Raw genomic sequence first — 16,079 nt, 5'->3', positions numbered from 1 at the left:
TTGTTGTTGTCGTTGTTGTGCTCAGGGAAAGCGGCAGCTGACCTCGGGCTTGTCGTAACCCAGGCTGTCCATCTCGTTGAAGGGGTGCAGAAAGCCGTCCTGGGGCGAGGTGCTGACCAGTGCCCGGGGCTGGACGATGGGAATCGGTTGCCGCAACTGGCCGTTCCACGGTCGATAACTGAGCTTGCGGCCCTTGAAGCCGTCCAGCGGCAGTTGATCGCTGATTTCCAGGTCACGGATCGCCATGGGCTCGGTCTGGCGCAGTTTGCTCACGGCACTGGCGATGCTGCGCACGGCCATCCACGCGGCGAAGTCACGGTCGTTCATCCAGCGTCCGGCCAGGGCTTCGAAGCGTTTTTGCAACTGCGCGGCGCCGTAGGTTTCCACGGTTTTGTGCCAGCCCACCGGGGTCAAGCCCTGGGTGCCCGCCACCGGGCGCGGGTACCAGGTCTGGTACGGCACGTATTCACCAAAATCGCCGCGTTCATCGGCCACCAACACCACGTCATATTCAGCGGTCTGGGTGAACAGTGGCATGTCGGCCTGGGCGCTGCGTCGTTGATCGTTGTCGAAACTCCAGGCCTTTTCCGCCACCAGTTGCAGGCCGAAGCGTTTCGCCGCGCGGCGCAGGGCGGCGGCGTAGGCTTGATCGTCCGCGGTCGGGCCGACGATCAGCAGCGCCCGCTGCCATTTGCGCACCACCAGAAATTGCCCCAGGGCATCGGCGAGCATCGCCCGGCTGGGCAGGCTGTGCAGCACGTTCGGCAGGCAATCGGTGGTGCGCAGGCTGTCGTCCGGGCTGCCGGCGTTGAACAACAGACTGTCGGGAAGCACCGCGCTGAGCCGGCGCAGGGTCTCTGCCGGCGCGTTCACCACAAACAGCCGCAGGCCTTCTGCGTGCTGGGCCTTGGCGGCTTCGATCAACCCATCCGCATTGTCGGCGCTGGCACTCACCAGGCTGTAGCTGTGGTTGAGAAAGCGCCCGGTGCTGTTGCTGTCGGTGATCGCCAGTTCGGCGCCACGCAACCCGGCATCGCTCGGTTCAGGAATCACGTTCGACAGCAGTGGTCCGGGGTCGGGGCGATAGCCCAGGTAGCCGATCCGCACCTGCAATGACGCGTCCGCTGCCTGGCTCTGAGTCGCCAGGCCGGCAGCGCAGGCAATCGCCAGCAGATAGAACAAGGCGTAAGGGGCAAGCTGGCGCATAGGGCACTCCTTAACAGGTAGCGCCAGCATAGGAAGGCCGTGGAACCGTGGAAATATGCAGAAAGTACCGATGAGGCAGTACCAAGGTCGTAACCCGCGGCAAACGGCGCGGTTCTAGCATGGGCAGCAACGACCGTCATTCTGGATGGGACTGACCATGCTTATTCTCAAGGCACTGCTCTTGCCGTTTCTGCTGATTCTTACCCTGATCGGCGTTGACAGGCTTCACGCCCCGCGTCCCGTGGCGCCCCAGGTCCTGCCCCTGACACCGGGTCGCTAGCACCGCCGAGGTGCGAGTGCGCCACAAGCTCTACGACCAAGGGAGGAGGTCGCGACCACCAAAGCAGCATGGGGCCGGCGCGGCGGGGTTCCTAAGATGATCGCCATAGCCTCTGCCAAGAGGTTTTGCGTGCAATCTTGAGGGCATAACAATGACAACAAAACGCAACGCCTTGCTCGCTGCCGGACTGCTGGCCGGCTTTATCAGTGCAGGTTCCGTATGGGCCCACGGCAACGTGGTGCCTCAGGCCGTCGAAACCAAAGGCCTGACGCCGATCAAGGATGCCGGTGTGAAGGTGGATGGCGATGGCTGGGCCGCCGAGAACCCGTACCGCAATTCCCCGGAGCACGACAAGGCCCTGGAAATCGGCTCGTCGGCCTACACCCAGAACTGCGCGGCCTGTCACGGTCTGGAAGCCATATCAGGCGGAATCGCACCGGATTTGCGCAAGCTTGATGTCGGCGATGCCGGCGATGAGTGGTTCGTCGAACGGGTGCGCAACGGGGCGGTGCGAGACGGTCGGGTCTACATGCCGAAGATGGCCGACTACCTGAGCCAGGAAGCCCTGTGGGCGGTCCGCACTTATCTGGACAGCGTCCACATCGAGGAGTAACCCATGCGCCTGCTCGCGGTGTTGATCAGCGCTGTGTGGCTGTGCTGCCAGTCGGTGCAGGCGCAGGTCCGCAACTATGACGAAATGATCGCCGCCGGGGAACTGAAGGTAGCGGTCTACAAGGACTTCGCGCCCTACAGTTTCGAAGACGCCGGTCAGCCTCGCGGTGTCGACGTCGAACTCGCCGAGGCGCTGGCCAAGGCGCTGGGCGTGCGCCTGAAGCTGATCTGGGCGCCGGCCGGAGAAAAGCTCGACGACGACCTGCGTGACTACATCTGGCGTGCCAGCCCGCTGCACAAGCAGCAACTGGCCGACCTGATGATGCGCGTGCCTTACGACCGCGATTACGCGCAGAAACGCAACGAATTCGGCGAGATGGAAAACGGTCATGTGGTGATGTTCGGTCCTTACCAGAACGAGCAATGGCAAGTGGCGTACGACCGTCGGCGGCTGGACAAGGTCGGCAGTGTCGCGGTGTTCGAGCAGCACCCGATCGGGGTCGAGGTCGACAGCGTGCCGTCGTTTTACCTGACCTCGGTGTTCAACGGCATGCTCGCCGTCAAGACCCACCATTACCCGGGCGTACCCCAGGCGTTTGCAGCGATGAAGGCCGGTGAGGTCGACGCGGTGATGGCCATGCGCGGCGAGATCGACTGGCAGGTGCACGAGGCCGCCGACCCGCAAGTGGCGCTGGCGGAAAACGCTTATCCGAACATGGGCAAACAACTCTGGGAAATCGGCATGGCCGTGCACGAAAGCAACCGGCAGCTGGCCTATGCCGTGGAAGAGGCACTGGAAGGCCTGATCCGCGAGGGCTCGGTGAAAACCATCTATGGCCATTACGGCCTGCGGTATGACGTACCCGAGATGTATCAATAGGAGCGGGCGATGAACTGGCAAGCGAGTTGTCTGTTGGCCTGCTGGTTGAGCCTGGGCCAGGCCGCACAGGCCGCCGACATCGATCCGGGCAAGGACCCGGTGCCCTCGGTCATGTGGTCGTTCTATCACAAGCAAATGCTCGGCGATGCGCCGTTCGTGTTCGATGAGCGGGTCAAGCTGCTGGCCCCGCCGTTTGCCGAGGACGCCCGACAAGTGCCGGTGGAAATCGACGCCCGGGCGTTCAAGGGCGAGGTGGTGAGAATACTGGCCTGGGCCGAGCTGAACCCGTTGCCGAAAATCGTCGACTTCGAACCCTTGAGTGGTGTGCTGCCGTGGCTGTCGGTGCGTATTCGCGTCGAACAGGCAACGCCGTTGCGCGCGGCGGTACTGACCCGCGATGGCTTGTGGCATGTCGGTTCGGCCCTGATCGATGCGGCGGGCGGCGGCTGTACCGCGCCCAGTGTGGTGCGTACCCAGCCGGGCTGGGAGGAACACATCGGCGAAGTGCTGGGTGGGCGCTACCCGCGCGGTGATTTCAGCCGTTTGCGCCTGCAAGTGGCACACCCGATGGACAATGGCATGGTCAGCGGCATCCCGGAGTTTTTCATCAATCACGCCGAATTAAGGGACTCGAACAATCACGTATTGGCGCGCCTGGAACTGTTTCCCGCCGTCAGTGAAAACCCCAACCTGGCCTTTGACATTGAAGGGGCAGGGCAGACGCGCCTGGTGTTGCGCGACAACAGCGGCAATCAATTCGATGCGTCGATCCCCTGACCCCAAGGAGTGTGTCATGCGCTGGATGCTGTTGTTGTTCATGGGCCTGAGCCTGGCGGCCATGGCCGATCTCGACTACGTACTCAAACCCCGGCAGATCGCCGAAGACACCTGGCTGCTGGAAGGCAGCACCGACAATTTCGCCACGGCCAACGGCGGCAATATCGTCAACACCGCATTCATCGTCACCGAGCGCGGCGTGGTGGTGATCGATACCGGGCCATCGAAGCGTTACGGTGAAGCCATGCGCCGGGCGATTGCCACCACCACGGATAAACCGGTGATCGAAGTGCTGTTGACGCACCATCACCCGGACCATGTGCTGGGCAACCAGGCCTTCACCGATGTGCCGATCGGTGCGCTGGCCGGCACCACCGAGCTGTTGCATCAACAGGGTGATGCGATGGCGCAAAACATGTATCGGCTGGTGGGCGACTGGATGCGGGGCACCGAAGTGGTGTTGCCGACCCGGACCCTGACCGCCGGCATGCAACGTTTTGGGAACCACGATCTGCAGCTGCTGAGCCTGGGTGGGCATACGGGTGCGGATCTGGCTATTCTCGACCAGAAAACCGGCGTGCTGTTCGCCGGGGATCTGGTGTTTTATCAACGGGCGCTGACCACGCCCAACAGTCCGGGGCTATCGGTGTGGCTGTCGGACATTGCCACCTTGCAAGCGTTGCCCTGGACGCTGGTCGTGCCCGGCCACGGGCCGGTGGCCAGCGATGCAAAGCCGTTCGAGCAAATGCGTGATTACCTGAGCTGGCTTGACCAGCTGATGCGCGACGGCGCCGCCCAGGGCATCGACATGGCCGAGATGATCCGCAGTCCCATTCTCGAACGCTTCGCCGGCATCAACCTGAGCCGCTATGAGCTGATCCGCAGCGTCAGCCACCTGTACCCGCGCTACGAACGCACGCAAATGACCCGAGTGGACTCGGCCGCGCAGCAATGATCAACACCCCTTTGTAGGAGCGAGCCTGCTCGCGATGAACCTGAGAGCGCCGCGGGGTGTCAGGTTTCCAACGTTATCGTTCACCACCATCGCGAGCAGGCTCGCGCCTACAGGGGAGCGCGCCCTATCCACACCCAACCCCCTACCAAGGAACTAGAAAACTCCACACAGCGGGTCATTGTTGCAAGGGCGCCGGCGCCCAAGAATCTGCATCACACCGGGAAAATTTCCCGCGAATAACAAAAACCGCAGAGGTAGCCGTCATGACTCAACCCGCACGTCGCCAGCCCTTCGTCTTGAGCCTGTTGCTCAGTGCCATGCTGTTGTCCGGCCAGGCACTGGCCGGAGTCACCGACCAGGACATTCTCCAGGACCCCAAGAACCCGGAGCAGATCGTCACCAACGGCCTGGGCGTCCAGGGTCAGCGCTACAGCCCGCTGGACATTCTCAATGTCGGCAACGTCAAGGAGTTGCGGCCGGTCTGGGCCTTCTCCTTCGGCGGTGAAAAGCAGCGCGGTCAGCAAGCGCAGCCGATGATCAAGGACGGCGTGATGTACATGACCGGCTCTTACTCGCGGGTGTTCGCCGTGGATGCGCGCACCGGCAAGAAACTCTGGCAATACGATGCGCGCCTGCCGGATGACATCCGTCCGTGCTGCGACGTGATCAACCGTGGGGTGGCGTTGTATGGCGACCTGGTGATCTTCGGCACCCTCGACGCCAAGCTCGTGGCGCTGAACAAGGACACCGGCAAGGTGGTCTGGAGCAAAAAAGTCGCCGACCACAAGGAAGGCTACTCGATCAGTGCCGCGCCGCTGGTGATCAACGGCAAGCTGATTACCGGCGTGGCCGGTGGCGAGTTCGGCGTGGTGGGCAAGATCGAAGCCTATGACCCGAAAAACGGTGACCTGCTGTGGACCCGGCCGACCGTGGAAGGCCACATGGGCTACGTCTACAAGGACGGCAAAGCGGTGGAGAACGGTATTTCCGGCGGCGAGGCTGGCAAGACCTGGCCCGGCGACCTCTGGAAAACCGGTGGTGCGGCGCCCTGGCTGGGCGGCTACTACGACCCCGAAACCAATCTGCTGCTGTTCGGCACCGGCAACCCGGCGCCGTGGAACTCGCATTTGCGCCCTGGCGACAACCTCTACTCGTCCTCGCGCCTGGCGCTCAACCCGGACGACGGCACCATCAAATGGCACTTCCAGAGCACCCCTCACGACGGTTGGGACTTTGACGGCGTGAACGAACTGATCTCGTTCAACTACAACGAGGGTGGCAAGGAAATCAAGGCGGCGGCGACCGCCGACCGTAACGGTTTTTTCTACGTGCTGGACCGCACCAACGGTAAATTCATTCGCGGTTTTCCGTTCGTGGACAAGATCACCTGGGCCACCGGGCTCGATAAGGACGGCCGGCCGATCTACAACGAAGCCAGTCGTCCTGGCGCACCGGGCACCGAAGCCAAGGGCAGTTCGGTGTTCGTAGCACCGGCATTCCTCGGCGCGAAAAACTGGATGCCGATGGCGTACAACCGCGACACCGGGCTGTTCTATGTGCCGTCCAACGAATGGGGCATGGACATCTGGAACGAGGGCATCGCCTACAAGAAAGGCGCGGCGTTCCTCGGCGCCGGTTTCACCATCAAGCCATTGAATGAAGACTACATCGGCGTGCTGCGGGCGATCGACCCGAAAACCGGCAAGGAAGTCTGGCGCCACAAGAACTACGCGCCGCTGTGGGGCGGGGTACTGACCACCAAGGGCAACCTGGTGTTCACCGGGACCCCGGAAGGATTCCTGCAAGCGTTCAATGCCAAGACCGGCGAGAAGGTCTGGGAGTTCCAGACCGGTTCCGGCGTGCTGGGCTCGCCCGTGACCTGGGAAATGGACGGCGAACAGTACGTCTCGGTTCTTTCGGGTTGGGGCGGCGCCGTACCGCTGTGGGGCGGCGAGGTGGCCAAGCGCGTCAAAGACTTCAACCAGGGCGGCATGCTCTGGACCTTCAAGCTGCCGAAGGATCTGGTGGCCAAGCACTGACGCCAGGACCACCGCATAACCCCTGTAGGAGCGAGCCTGCTCGCGATGGCCGTCAACGATAACGCTGGATTTCTGAAATCCCGCGGTGCTCTCAGGTTTCTCGCGAGCAGGCTCGCTCCTACGACCAAATAACGAGAGTCCCCCTGCCAACGGCGCATTCGTCTGGCGCGCGGGGCTCTCTAGTATCGGTTCATCGCCTGTTGGTTCGACAGGCACCGACCCAGACAGAGGCCCACCATGATCTACGCACAACCCGGAACACCAGGCTCAGTCGTATCCTTCAAGCCACGCTACGGCAACTTCATTGGCGGCGAGTTCGTCGCGCCGGTCAATGGCGAGTACTTCACCAATACCTCGCCGGTCAACGGTGAAGTGATTGCCGAGTTCCCGCGCTCCAGCGCCGCCGACATCGACAAGGCCCTCGACGCGGCCCATGCCGCCGCCGATGCCTGGGGCAAGACCTCGGCCCAGGATCGCTCCCTGGTGCTGTTGAAAATTGCCGATCGCATCGAGCAAAACCTGGAAATCCTCGCCGTCACCGAAACCTGGGACAACGGCAAGGCCGTGCGTGAAACCCTCAATGCCGACGTGCCGCTGGCCGCCGACCACTTCCGTTATTTCGCCGGCTGCATCCGCGCCCAGGAAGGCGGCGCCGCCGAGATCAACGAGCTGACCACCGCCTATCACTTCCACGAGCCTCTGGGCGTGGTCGGGCAAATCATTCCGTGGAACTTCCCGCTGCTGATGGCGGCCTGGAAACTCGCCCCGGCCCTGGCTGCCGGCAACTGCATCGTGCTCAAACCGGCCGAACAGACGCCGCTGTCAATCATGGTGTTTGCCGAACTGATCGCCGACCTGCTGCCGGCTGGCGTACTGAACATCGTCCAGGGTTTCGGCCGTGAAGCCGGCGAGGCCCTGGCCACCAGCAAGCGCATCGCCAAGATCGCCTTCACCGGTTCAACCCCGGTCGGCGCGCACATCATGCATTGCGCTGCGGAAAACATCATTCCAAGCACCGTGGAACTGGGCGGCAAGTCGCCGAACATCTTCTTCGAAGACATCATGAACGCCGAGCCCGCGTTCATCGAAAAAGCCGCCGAAGGGCTGGTGCTGGCGTTCTTCAACCAGGGCGAAGTGTGCACCTGCCCGTCGCGGGCGCTGGTGCAGGAGTCGATCTACGAACCGTTCATGGCCGAAGTCATGAAGAAAATCGTCAAGATCAAGCGCGGCAATCCGCTGGACACCGACACCATGGTCGGCGCCCAGGCGTCGGAGCAGCAATACGACAAGATCCTCTCGTACCTGACCATCGCCCAGGAGGAGGGCGCCGAGCTGCTCACCGGTGGCGCGGCCGAGCGTCTTGAGGGTGACTTGTCCAGCGGCTATTACATCCAGCCGACGCTGCTCAAGGGCACCAACAACATGCGCGTGTTCCAGGAAGAAATCTTCGGTCCGGTGGTGGGCGTCACCACCTTCAAGGACGAAGCCGAAGCCCTGGCGATCGCCAACGACACCGAGTTCGGCCTCGGTGCCGGGCTCTGGACCCGCGACATCAACCGCGCTTATCGCATGGGCCGGGCGATCAAGGCCGGACGTGTCTGGACCAACTGCTACCACCTGTACCCGGCGCATGCCGCGTTCGGTGGCTACAAGAAATCCGGTGTCGGCCGCGAGAACCACAAGATGATGCTCGACCATTATCAGCAGACCAAAAACCTGCTGGTGAGCTACGACATCAACCCGCTGGGGTTCTTCTAACCTCGCACTAACGACACCCAACCTGTAGGAGCGAGCCTGCTCGCGATGGACGTCAACGATGACGCGTTCAGTCTGTATGTACGCGGTGTCTTTACGTCCATCGCGAGCGGGCTCGCTCCTACAACGTTTGTGCGTGCATGACGATCATGCACCCCCTACCAACGCACCCTGCCACCTCCTTCGAAAGTAGCATTCGACCCCCCGGCGCCCCGTGCATTAATGGTTCTACCGGAATCGCCCGGCACAACAAGAGGATTGACCCATGTGGACTAAACCCGCGTTTACCGACCTGCGCATTGGCTTCGAAGTGACGATGTATTTCGCCAACCGTTGATGGTTCACCCGGCCAGCCAGGGTGTTGGCCGGGCCTGCCTTTTGGGAGCATTGCCCATGCACATCCGCGTTCTCGGTTCCGCCGCCGGCGGTGGTTTTCCGCAATGGAACTGCAACTGCCGGCAATGCGCCGGCCTGCGCAATGGCAGCCTGCGCGCGCAACGGCGCACCCAGTCGTCGATTGCCCTGAGCGACGACGGCGTGGCGTGGGTGCTGTGCAATGCTTCACCGGACATCCGTGCGCAACTCGAGAGTTTTGCGCCGCTGCAACCGGCCCGTCGCCTGCGCGACACTGCCGTCGCGGGCGTGGTGCTGATGGACAGCCAGATCGACCACTGCACCGGCCTGCTGAGCCTGCGTGAGGGCTGCCCGCATGACGTCTGGTGCACCGAACGGGTCCATCAGGACCTGAGCACGGGCTTCCCGTTGTTCAACATGCTTGCGCACTGGAACGGCGGGTTGCACTGGCAACCACTGGGTCTGGATCGCCAGCCCTTCAGCATCAAGGCCTGCGGGCATTTGCAGTTTCGGGCGATTCCCCTGGTGAGCAACGCACCGCCGTATTCGCCCAATCGCGGCAACCCGCAGCCAGGCGACACCATTGGCCTGTTCATTGAAGACCTGCGCAGTGGCGCGTCGCTGTTCTACGCGCCAGGCCTGGGGCAAATCGATGACGAAGTATTGGGCTGGATGCAACGCGCCGATTGCCTGCTGCTCGACGGCACCCTGTGGCGCGACGATGAAATGCGCGTGTGTGAAGTCGGCCAGAGCCTGGGCAGCGAGATGGGGCATCTGCCGCAAAGCGGGCCCGGCGGCATGCTCGAAGTGCTGGAAGGTTTCCCCCGTCAGCGCAAGGTGCTGATCCACATTAACAACACCAATCCGATCCTCGATGAAGACTCGGCCGAACGGGCGCTGCTGGAAAGGCGGGGCATCGAAGTGGCGTATGACGGCATGAGTATCGAGCTGTAGCCGACGGCCCCTTCGTCGGAGCGCCGCCCGGAGCAAGCTCGCACACAGGTTTTGTTTACACCGCAGAACCCTGTGGGAGCGGGCTTGCCCGCGAAGGCGTCAGTCCAGACACCGCCAAATCCGGAGACCCCCAATGACCGACACCCCCATGACCCCCACCGAATTCGAAACCGCCCTGCGTGCCAAGGGCGCCTACTACCACATCCACCACCCATTCCACCAAGCCATGTACGCCGGGCGTGCCAGTCGCGAGCAGATTCAGGGTTGGGTCGCCAATCGCTTTTACTACCAGGTGAACATCCCGTTGAAGGACGCGGCAATTCTGGCCAACTGCCCGGACCGCGAGGTGCGTCGGGAATGGCTGCAACGGATTCTCGATCATGACGGCGCACCCGGCGGCGAGGGCGGCATCGAAGCCTGGTTGCGCCTGGGCGAGGCCGTGGGGCTTGAGCGTGAGCGGATTCTGTCCCAGGAGCTGGTGTTGCCCGGGGTGCGATTTGCCGTGGACGCCTACGTCAATTTCGCCCGCCGTGCCTGCTGGCAAGAGGCGGCGAGCAGCTCGCTGACCGAACTGTTCGCACCACAGATCCATCAATCGCGGCTCGACGCCTGGCCCACGCATTACCCTTGGATCGACGTCGCCGGCTACGACTATTTCCGTACCCGCCTGAGTCAGGCCCGACGCGATGTCGAGCACGGGTTGCGCATCACCCTGGCGTATTACACCACCGCCGAGGCGCAGCGGCGCATGCTGGACATCCTGCAGTTCAAGCTCGATGTGCTGTGGAGCATGCTCGATGCCATGAGCATGGCCTATGAACTGGAACGCCCGCCGTACCACACGGTGACCCGCGACAACGTCTGGCACCGGGGGATTGCCCTGTGAGCCCGATCGGTCGCGACCAGGCACTGGCCCTGCGCCGGGGTTTTCGCCTGCAATGGGAGCCCCGCCAAGGCTGTCACGTGCTGCTGTACCCCGAAGGCATGATCAAGCTCAACGCCAGTGCCGGGCTCATCCTTGAACGGGTGGACGGCCAGCGCAGCGTGGCGGCGATCATTGATCACTTGACCGAGAGTTTCCCCGGTGTGCCGGGGATCGATGAGGATGTGTTGGCGTTTCTGGAGGTGGCCCATGCGCAATTCTGGATCGAGTGACGCGCTGCCGGGGCCGCCGCTGTGGCTGCTGGCGGAGCTGACGTATCGCTGTCCCTTGCAATGCCCCTATTGCTCCAATCCACTGGATTTTGCCGGGCAGGGCGAAGAGTTGAGCACCGACGAATGGATTCGGGTGTTCCGCGAGGCGCGTGAGATGGGCGCCGCGCAATTGGGTTTTTCCGGTGGCGAGCCCCTGGTTCGCCAGGACCTGGCCGAGCTGATCAAGGCCGCCCGGGACATGGGGTACTACACCAACCTGATCACCTCGGGCATTGGCCTGACCGAGCAGAAAGTGCGCGACTTCAAGGTCGCCGGGCTCGATCACATCCAGATCAGCTTCCAGGCCGCCGACGAAGCGGTGAACAACCTGCTCGCCGGTTCGCGCAAGGCCTTCGCGCAGAAACTGGCCATGGCCCGGGCGGTAAAAGCCCAGGGCTATCCGATGGTGCTGAACTTCGTCACCCATCGGCACAACATCGACCGCATCGAGCAAATCATCGACCTGTGCCTGGAGCTGGAAGCGGATTTCGTCGAATTGGCCACGTGCCAGTTCTATGGCTGGGCCGAGCTCAACCGCGTCGGGCTGTTGCCGACGCGCGCGCAATTGCAGCGAGCCGAGCGTATTACCAACGAGTATCGCGAACGTCTTGAGGCCCAGGGGCACCCGTGCAAACTGATCTTCGTCACCCCGGACTATTACGAAGAACGGCCCAAGACCTGCATGAACGGCTGGGCCAACCTGTTTCTCGACATCACCCCGGACGGCACGGCCTTGCCTTGTCACAGCGCCCGGCAATTGCCGGTGCCGTTTCCCAACGTGCGCGAACACAGCATCGAGCACATCTGGAACCACTCGTTCGGCTTCAACCGTTTTCGCGGCGATGACTGGATGAAGGAGCCATGCCGCTCCTGCGATGAAAAGCACAAGGACCTGGGCGGCTGTCGTTGTCAGGCCTTCATGCTCACCGGCGACGCCGCCAATGCCGACCCGGTGTGCAGCAAGTCGCCCCATCACGGGGTCATCCTCAAGGCTCGTGAAGAAGCAGAAGCGCCGGGGCTGGGCATGGAACACCTGACGTTGCGCAACGAAAAAGCGTCGAGGCTGATCTACCGTGGCTGATTGAACACACACATCCCCTGTAGGAGCGAGCCTGCTCGCGATGGTGTATCAGTAAAAGGCGCGGCGACTGACACTCCATCGCGAGCAGGCTCGCTCCTACAGGGGGCATTGGTTGACGCGACAATCCAGGTACACACCGAATCCCCTTCAGGATCTGTAGTGAACCCAGCCATTGGTCTGATTGCATTCGCAGCCGGATGCTTTAGTGTGATCGCTACCTTCCAAAACAATAAAAACAGGCTTTCCAATGAGCCAGAGTCTCAGCCAGCTGCGTAAATTCGTTTCGCCTGAAATCATCTTCGGTGCCGGTTGCCGGCACAACGTCGGCAACTACGCCAAGACCTTTGGCGCGCGCAAGGTCCTGGTGGTCAGCGACCCCGGGGTGATTGCCGCCGGTTGGGTGGCCGATGTGGAGGCCAGCCTGCAAGCCCTGGGCATCGAATACTGCCTGTACAGCAGCGTATCGCCCAACCCGCGCGTCGAAGAAGTGATGCTCGGTGCCGAGCTGTACCGGGAAAACCACTGTGATGTGATCGTTGCCGTCGGCGGTGGCAGCCCGATGGACTGTGGCAAGGGCATCGGCATTGTCGTCGCCCACGGTCGCAGCATTCTCGAGTTCGAGGGCGTGGACATGATCCGCGTGCCCAGCCCGCCGCTGATCCTGATTCCGACCACCGCCGGCACCTCGGCGGACGTTTCGCAATTCGTGATCATTTCCAATCAACAGGAGCGCATGAAGTTCTCCATCGTCAGCAAGGCCGTGGTGCCGGACGTTTCGCTGATCGACCCGGAAACCACCCTGAGCATGGACCCGTTCCTGTCGGCCTGTACCGGCATCGACGCGCTGGTGCATGCCATCGAAGCCTTCGTGTCCACCGGGCACGGGCCCTTGACCGACCCCCATGCGCTGGAGGCCATGCGCCTGATCAATGGTAACCTGGTGCAAATGATCGCCAACCCGACGGACATCGCGCTGCGCGAGAAAATCATGCTGGGCAGCATGCAGGCCGGGCTGGCGTTTTCCAATGCGATCCTGGGCGCGGTGCATGCCATGTCCCACAGCCTGGGCGGTTTTCTCGATCTGCCCCACGGCTTGTGCAACGCGGTGCTGGTGGAGCACGTGGTCGCCTTCAACTACAGCTCGGCGCCGGACCGTTTCAAGGTGATTGCCGAGACCTTTGGCATCGACTGCCGTGGCCTCAACCACCGGCAGATCTGTGGGCGGCTGGTGGAGCACCTGATCGCGCTGAAACACGCCATCGGTTTCCACGAAACCCTCGGTTTGCATGGGGTCAGCACCGCGGACATTCCGTTCCTGTCGCAACACGCGATGGACGACCCGTGCATCCTGACCAACCCGCGCGAATCCAGTCAGCGTGATGTCGAGGTCGTGTATGGCGAAGCCCTCTGACGAGCAACAACGGGCGCTGGCCGGGCTGCTGGGGTTAGGCAACCATTCGGCGCGCAAGAGCCATTACCCGGAGCTGGCCGCACGGCTGGACGAGCTGGAGGCCGAGCGCAACCGCTACAAATGGTTGTTCGAAAACGCAGTCCACGGGATTTTCCAGGCCAGCCTGCAAGACGGCATGCGCGCGGCCAACCCGGCACTGGCGCACATGCTCGGTTATGAGGACCCCCAGGAGGTGCTGTTTTCCCTGACCGATCTGGCCAGCCACCTGTTTGCCGGCGGCGTGTCGGAGCTGGAAACCATCGGTGAAATCCTCAGGCAACAACGCAGCCTGCACGGTTACGAAACCCGCTTGAGGCGCAAGGACGGCAGCCATCTCGATGTGCTCATGAACCTGCTGCTCAAGCCCGATCAGGAAGGGCTGGTGGAAGGTTTTGTCGCCGACATCACCGAGCGCAAACTGGCCCAGCAGCGCCTGCAACAACTCAATGACGAACTGGAACAACGGGTCACCACGCGCACCGATGAACTGCTGGAAGCCAACCGCAACCTGCAGCAGCAGATCACCCAGCGTCAGCAGATCGCCCAGGCCTTGCGCGATGCCCGTGATGCCGCCGAGGCGGCCAATCGCAGCAAGGACAAATACCTCGCCGCCGCCAGTCATGACTTGCTGCAACCGTTGAACGCCGCGCGCTTGCTGATCTCGACCCTGCGCGAGCGCAAGCTGCCGGCCGTCGAGCAGGTGCTGGTCGAACGCACGCACCAGGCACTGGAAGGCGCCGAAGACCTGCTGACGGATTTGCTCGACATTTCCCGGCTCGATCAGGCGGCGGTCAAGCCCGACGTCGCCGTCTACCGCCTCGACGAATTGCTCGGGCCGCTGGTGTCGGAATTTCAGTCGGTCGCCGAGGCGGCGGGATTGAATCTGCGCGTGCACATGGGCCATTACGCGATCAGCACCGACTTGCGCCTGATGACGCGGATCCTGCGCAACTTCCTCAGCAACGCCTGCCGCTATACCGATGAAGGCAGCATCCTGCTGGGGGCCAGGCGCCGGGGTGAGATGTTGCGCCTGGAGGTCTGGGACACCGGGCGCGGTATCGCCGCGGATCGGCTCGATTCGATTTTCCTCGAGTTCAACCAGTTGGACGTCGGACGCGCCGCCGACCGCAAGGGGGTGGGTCTGGGGCTGGCCATCGTCGAGCGCATCGCCAAGATCCTCGGCTACAAAATCGGCGTGCATTCGCTGCCGGGGCGCGGCTCGATGTTCAGCATCGATGTGCCGATCTGCGCCGAGATGCCGTTGCCTGTCAGCCTGGCCGCGCCACAGCCCGGGACAGGCAATCCGCTGCCGGGACGGCGTTTGCTGGTGCTGGACAATGAAGTGAGCATTCTGCAAAGCATGAGCGCGTTGCTCGGGCAGTGGGGCTGCGATGTGGTCACCGCCACCGACGAAGCCTCGGCCCTCTCGGCCTTGCGCGGGCAGGCACCGGAACTGATCCTGGCGGACTATCACCTCGATCATGCGGTGGTCGGTTGTGATGTGGTCCGGCATCTGCGCGAACATTTTCATCAAACCATCCCCGCCGTGATCATCACGGCCGACCGCACCGATCAGTGTCGGCGTGCGTTGCAACGCCTGGACGCACCGCTGCTCAACAAACCGGTGAAGCCCGGCAAGCTGCGTGCGGTGTTGAGTCAACTGCTGGGTCAGAGCGTTCGATAGTGCAGGGTGAAACCAAGTTCGGTGGATTGTCCCTGTTCGAGTAAACGCAGGCCCGGTCGACCGGGCAAATGGTGAGCGTTGACCGGGTGGCTGACCGGTTCGATACAGAAAAAATCCAGGCCCACGGGGCAGTAGAGCAGGTAGTAATCGCTGCCGCTGGCCTGGCATTGCAGTTCATAGCCCAGGTCCGGTTGCTGAATCAGGCAACGGCCGTCCCATTCGCAGAAGCCGTTGTCGACCAGGGTTTCCGGCAACGCCCTGGGCTGCTGGAAATCCCATTCGGCCGGCAGTTCGCCAAGCTGTGTCGGCAGTTTTGTCGCGTCGCAAAACCACACCTGGCGAGCTGGCGCCTGCAATCGGGTCTTCACGGTTCGCGGCAAGTACGGGTGTAACCCCAGGCCATGCCAGGCCGCGCGTTCGGCCAGGTGGGTGACGCTCAGTTCGATGCTCAGCTTGCCTTCGCCCAAATGGAAACGCTGGCGCGCGCGATAGGCGAAGGGTGTGCTGCTGTCGAGTTGCAAGACCGCTTCATTGGGCGTGTGAACGATGACTTGCCACGGCTGCTGCCAGGCGCTGCCATGAATCGGCAGGGGATCGGTGAGGCTGTTGGGTGTCAGCGACTGCCAGCCATCCGGGCAATCGAAACCGCCCTCGGCGATGCGGTTTGACCACGGCACCAACGGAAAGCAGCCGAGTTTGCCGGGCAGACCGGTGTTCAGAGCGTGGGCGTCGGCATGGCGCAGCAAGGGCTGGCCTGTATCGCGCACGGTCCAGTTGACGATGCTCCCGCCCAGTTCAGGGGCGAGGGTGAGGCGGGTGAATTCGTCTTCGAGTTCGAGGGTTGCTAACGTCATGGCC

The 16,079-nt window shown here is 62.7% G+C and carries 16 protein-coding genes and 1 pseudogene; 14 read left to right on the top strand and 3 right to left on the bottom strand.

Annotation, left to right across the window (positions count from 1 at the left end; all coding sequences use genetic code 11):
* Positions 1–21 precede the first annotated feature (21 nt).
* The gene (locus tag ACVWYU_RS06145; protein WP_457372224.1) at positions 22–1,206 is read right to left on the bottom strand and encodes an ABC transporter substrate-binding protein; all 1,185 of its coding nucleotides are present in this window, start codon (positions 1,204–1,206) and stop codon (positions 22–24) included.
* 157 nt (positions 1,207–1,363) lie between these two features.
* Between ACVWYU_RS06145 and ACVWYU_RS06140 the strand changes: the two genes are divergently transcribed.
* The 5 genes from ACVWYU_RS06140 (at position 1,364) to ACVWYU_RS06120 (ending at position 4,710) form a co-directional block, all read left to right on the top strand.
* Complete coding sequence (locus tag ACVWYU_RS06140) at positions 1,364–1,486, top strand: hypothetical protein (RefSeq protein WP_457372223.1); 123 nt, start codon at positions 1,364–1,366, stop codon at positions 1,484–1,486.
* A gap of 151 nt (positions 1,487–1,637) precedes the next feature.
* Positions 1,638–2,099: a cytochrome c-550 PedF gene (gene pedF, locus ACVWYU_RS06135; protein ID WP_090320621.1), complete on the top strand. Its 462-nt coding sequence runs from the start codon at positions 1,638–1,640 to the stop codon at positions 2,097–2,099.
* 3 nt (positions 2,100–2,102) lie between these two features.
* On the top strand, positions 2,103–2,978 hold the full coding sequence (locus ACVWYU_RS06130) for a substrate-binding periplasmic protein (protein ID WP_457372222.1): 876 nt from the start codon (positions 2,103–2,105) through the stop codon (positions 2,976–2,978).
* 9 nt (positions 2,979–2,987) lie between these two features.
* On the top strand, positions 2,988–3,755 hold the full coding sequence (locus ACVWYU_RS06125) for a quinoprotein dehydrogenase-associated SoxYZ-like carrier (RefSeq protein ID WP_090320627.1): 768 nt from the start codon (positions 2,988–2,990) through the stop codon (positions 3,753–3,755).
* Positions 3,756–3,771: 16 nt separating this feature from the next.
* The gene (locus tag ACVWYU_RS06120; RefSeq protein ID WP_457372221.1) at positions 3,772–4,710 is read left to right on the top strand and encodes a quinoprotein relay system zinc metallohydrolase 1; all 939 of its coding nucleotides are present in this window, start codon (positions 3,772–3,774) and stop codon (positions 4,708–4,710) included.
* A gap of 3 nt (positions 4,711–4,713) precedes the next feature.
* On the opposite strand, the pseudogene ACVWYU_RS06115 reads toward ACVWYU_RS06120, so the two are convergent.
* Positions 4,714–4,800, bottom strand: a pseudogene (locus tag ACVWYU_RS06115) (outer membrane lipoprotein carrier protein LolA); the annotation flags it as partial.
* Positions 4,801–4,973: 173 nt separating this feature from the next.
* On the opposite strand from ACVWYU_RS06115, the gene ACVWYU_RS06110 reads away from it, so the two are divergent.
* The 9 genes from ACVWYU_RS06110 to ACVWYU_RS06070 all read left to right on the top strand — a co-directional run bounded on the left by ACVWYU_RS06110 (position 4,974) and on the right by ACVWYU_RS06070 (position 15,221).
* Positions 4,974–6,749 carry a PQQ-dependent methanol/ethanol family dehydrogenase gene (locus ACVWYU_RS06110; protein ID WP_090320633.1) on the top strand — a complete coding sequence of 592 codons (1,776 nt, stop codon included), beginning with the start codon at positions 4,974–4,976 and terminating at the stop codon, positions 6,747–6,749.
* 237 nt (positions 6,750–6,986) lie between these two features.
* Positions 6,987–8,507, top strand: a complete 1,521-nt coding sequence (gene exaC / locus ACVWYU_RS06105) for an acetaldehyde dehydrogenase ExaC (RefSeq protein ID WP_247258014.1) — start codon at positions 6,987–6,989, stop codon at positions 8,505–8,507.
* 262 nt (positions 8,508–8,769) lie between these two features.
* The gene (gene pqqA / locus ACVWYU_RS06100; protein ID WP_003253598.1) at positions 8,770–8,841 is read left to right on the top strand and encodes a pyrroloquinoline quinone precursor peptide PqqA; all 72 of its coding nucleotides are present in this window, start codon (positions 8,770–8,772) and stop codon (positions 8,839–8,841) included.
* Positions 8,842–8,897: 56 nt separating this feature from the next.
* Complete coding sequence (pqqB, locus tag ACVWYU_RS06095) at positions 8,898–9,812, top strand: pyrroloquinoline quinone biosynthesis protein PqqB (RefSeq protein WP_457372220.1); 915 nt, start codon at positions 8,898–8,900, stop codon at positions 9,810–9,812.
* Positions 9,813–9,945: 133 nt separating this feature from the next.
* Positions 9,946–10,698, top strand: a complete 753-nt coding sequence (pqqC, locus tag ACVWYU_RS06090) for a pyrroloquinoline-quinone synthase PqqC (protein ID WP_457372219.1) — start codon at positions 9,946–9,948, stop codon at positions 10,696–10,698.
* A complete protein-coding gene (gene pqqD, locus ACVWYU_RS06085; protein WP_090320645.1) occupies positions 10,695–10,967 on the top strand; it encodes a pyrroloquinoline quinone biosynthesis peptide chaperone PqqD in 273 nt (90 codons plus the stop codon). The genes pqqC and pqqD overlap by 4 nt, the downstream gene beginning before the upstream one ends.
* Entirely contained in the window at positions 10,945–12,087 is a 1,143-nt protein-coding gene (gene pqqE / locus ACVWYU_RS06080; protein WP_090320648.1) for a pyrroloquinoline quinone biosynthesis protein PqqE, read from the top strand. The genes pqqD and pqqE overlap by 23 nt, the downstream gene beginning before the upstream one ends.
* Before the next feature lie 247 nt (positions 12,088–12,334).
* Positions 12,335–13,498, top strand: coding sequence for an alcohol dehydrogenase-like regulatory protein ErcA (ercA, locus tag ACVWYU_RS06075; RefSeq protein ID WP_457372218.1), 1,164 nt, complete (start codon positions 12,335–12,337; stop codon positions 13,496–13,498).
* Positions 13,482–15,221, top strand: a complete 1,740-nt coding sequence (locus tag ACVWYU_RS06070) for a PAS domain-containing hybrid sensor histidine kinase/response regulator (protein WP_457372217.1) — start codon at positions 13,482–13,484, stop codon at positions 15,219–15,221. The genes ercA and ACVWYU_RS06070 overlap by 17 nt, the downstream gene beginning before the upstream one ends.
* Here ACVWYU_RS06070 and ACVWYU_RS06065 read toward each other — a convergent pair.
* The gene (locus tag ACVWYU_RS06065) at positions 15,206–16,075 is read right to left on the bottom strand and encodes an aldose 1-epimerase (RefSeq protein ID WP_457372216.1); all 870 of its coding nucleotides are present in this window, start codon (positions 16,073–16,075) and stop codon (positions 15,206–15,208) included. The two genes, ACVWYU_RS06070 and ACVWYU_RS06065, sit on opposite strands and share 16 nt — an antisense overlap.
* Positions 16,076–16,079: the final 4 nt, after the last annotated feature.

Source organism: Pseudomonas sp. TE12234, assembly GCF_054061835.1.
Note: the sequence above shows the minus strand (reverse complement) of the source record. Positions and strands in the feature narration are given on the sequence as shown.

Excerpts from the sequence above, each read along its gene's own strand:
- ACVWYU_RS06125 (WP_090320627.1), top strand. The coding sequence starts at position 2,988 with ATGAACTGGCAAGCGAGTTGTCTGTTGGCCTGCTGGTTGAGCCTGGGC.
- ACVWYU_RS06110 (WP_090320633.1), top strand. The coding sequence starts at position 4,974 with ATGACTCAACCCGCACGTCGCCAGCCCTTCGTCTTGAGCCTGTTGCTC.
- ACVWYU_RS06065 (WP_457372216.1), bottom strand. The coding sequence starts at position 16,075 with ATGACGTTAGCAACCCTCGAACTCGAAGACGAATTCACCCGCCTCACC.
- ACVWYU_RS06070 (WP_457372217.1), top strand. The coding sequence starts at position 13,482 with ATGGCGAAGCCCTCTGACGAGCAACAACGGGCGCTGGCCGGGCTGCTG.
- ACVWYU_RS06140 (WP_457372223.1), top strand. The coding sequence starts at position 1,364 with ATGCTTATTCTCAAGGCACTGCTCTTGCCGTTTCTGCTGATTCTTACC.
- exaC (WP_247258014.1), top strand. The coding sequence starts at position 6,987 with ATGATCTACGCACAACCCGGAACACCAGGCTCAGTCGTATCCTTCAAG.
- pqqE (WP_090320648.1), top strand. The coding sequence starts at position 10,945 with ATGCGCAATTCTGGATCGAGTGACGCGCTGCCGGGGCCGCCGCTGTGG.
- pqqB (WP_457372220.1), top strand. The coding sequence starts at position 8,898 with ATGCACATCCGCGTTCTCGGTTCCGCCGCCGGCGGTGGTTTTCCGCAA.
- ACVWYU_RS06120 (WP_457372221.1), top strand. The coding sequence starts at position 3,772 with ATGCGCTGGATGCTGTTGTTGTTCATGGGCCTGAGCCTGGCGGCCATG.
- ACVWYU_RS06145 (WP_457372224.1), bottom strand. The coding sequence starts at position 1,206 with ATGCGCCAGCTTGCCCCTTACGCCTTGTTCTATCTGCTGGCGATTGCC.
- ercA (WP_457372218.1), top strand. The coding sequence starts at position 12,335 with ATGAGCCAGAGTCTCAGCCAGCTGCGTAAATTCGTTTCGCCTGAAATC.
- pedF (WP_090320621.1), top strand. The coding sequence starts at position 1,638 with ATGACAACAAAACGCAACGCCTTGCTCGCTGCCGGACTGCTGGCCGGC.
- pqqC (WP_457372219.1), top strand. The coding sequence starts at position 9,946 with ATGACCGACACCCCCATGACCCCCACCGAATTCGAAACCGCCCTGCGT.
- ACVWYU_RS06130 (WP_457372222.1), top strand. The coding sequence starts at position 2,103 with ATGCGCCTGCTCGCGGTGTTGATCAGCGCTGTGTGGCTGTGCTGCCAG.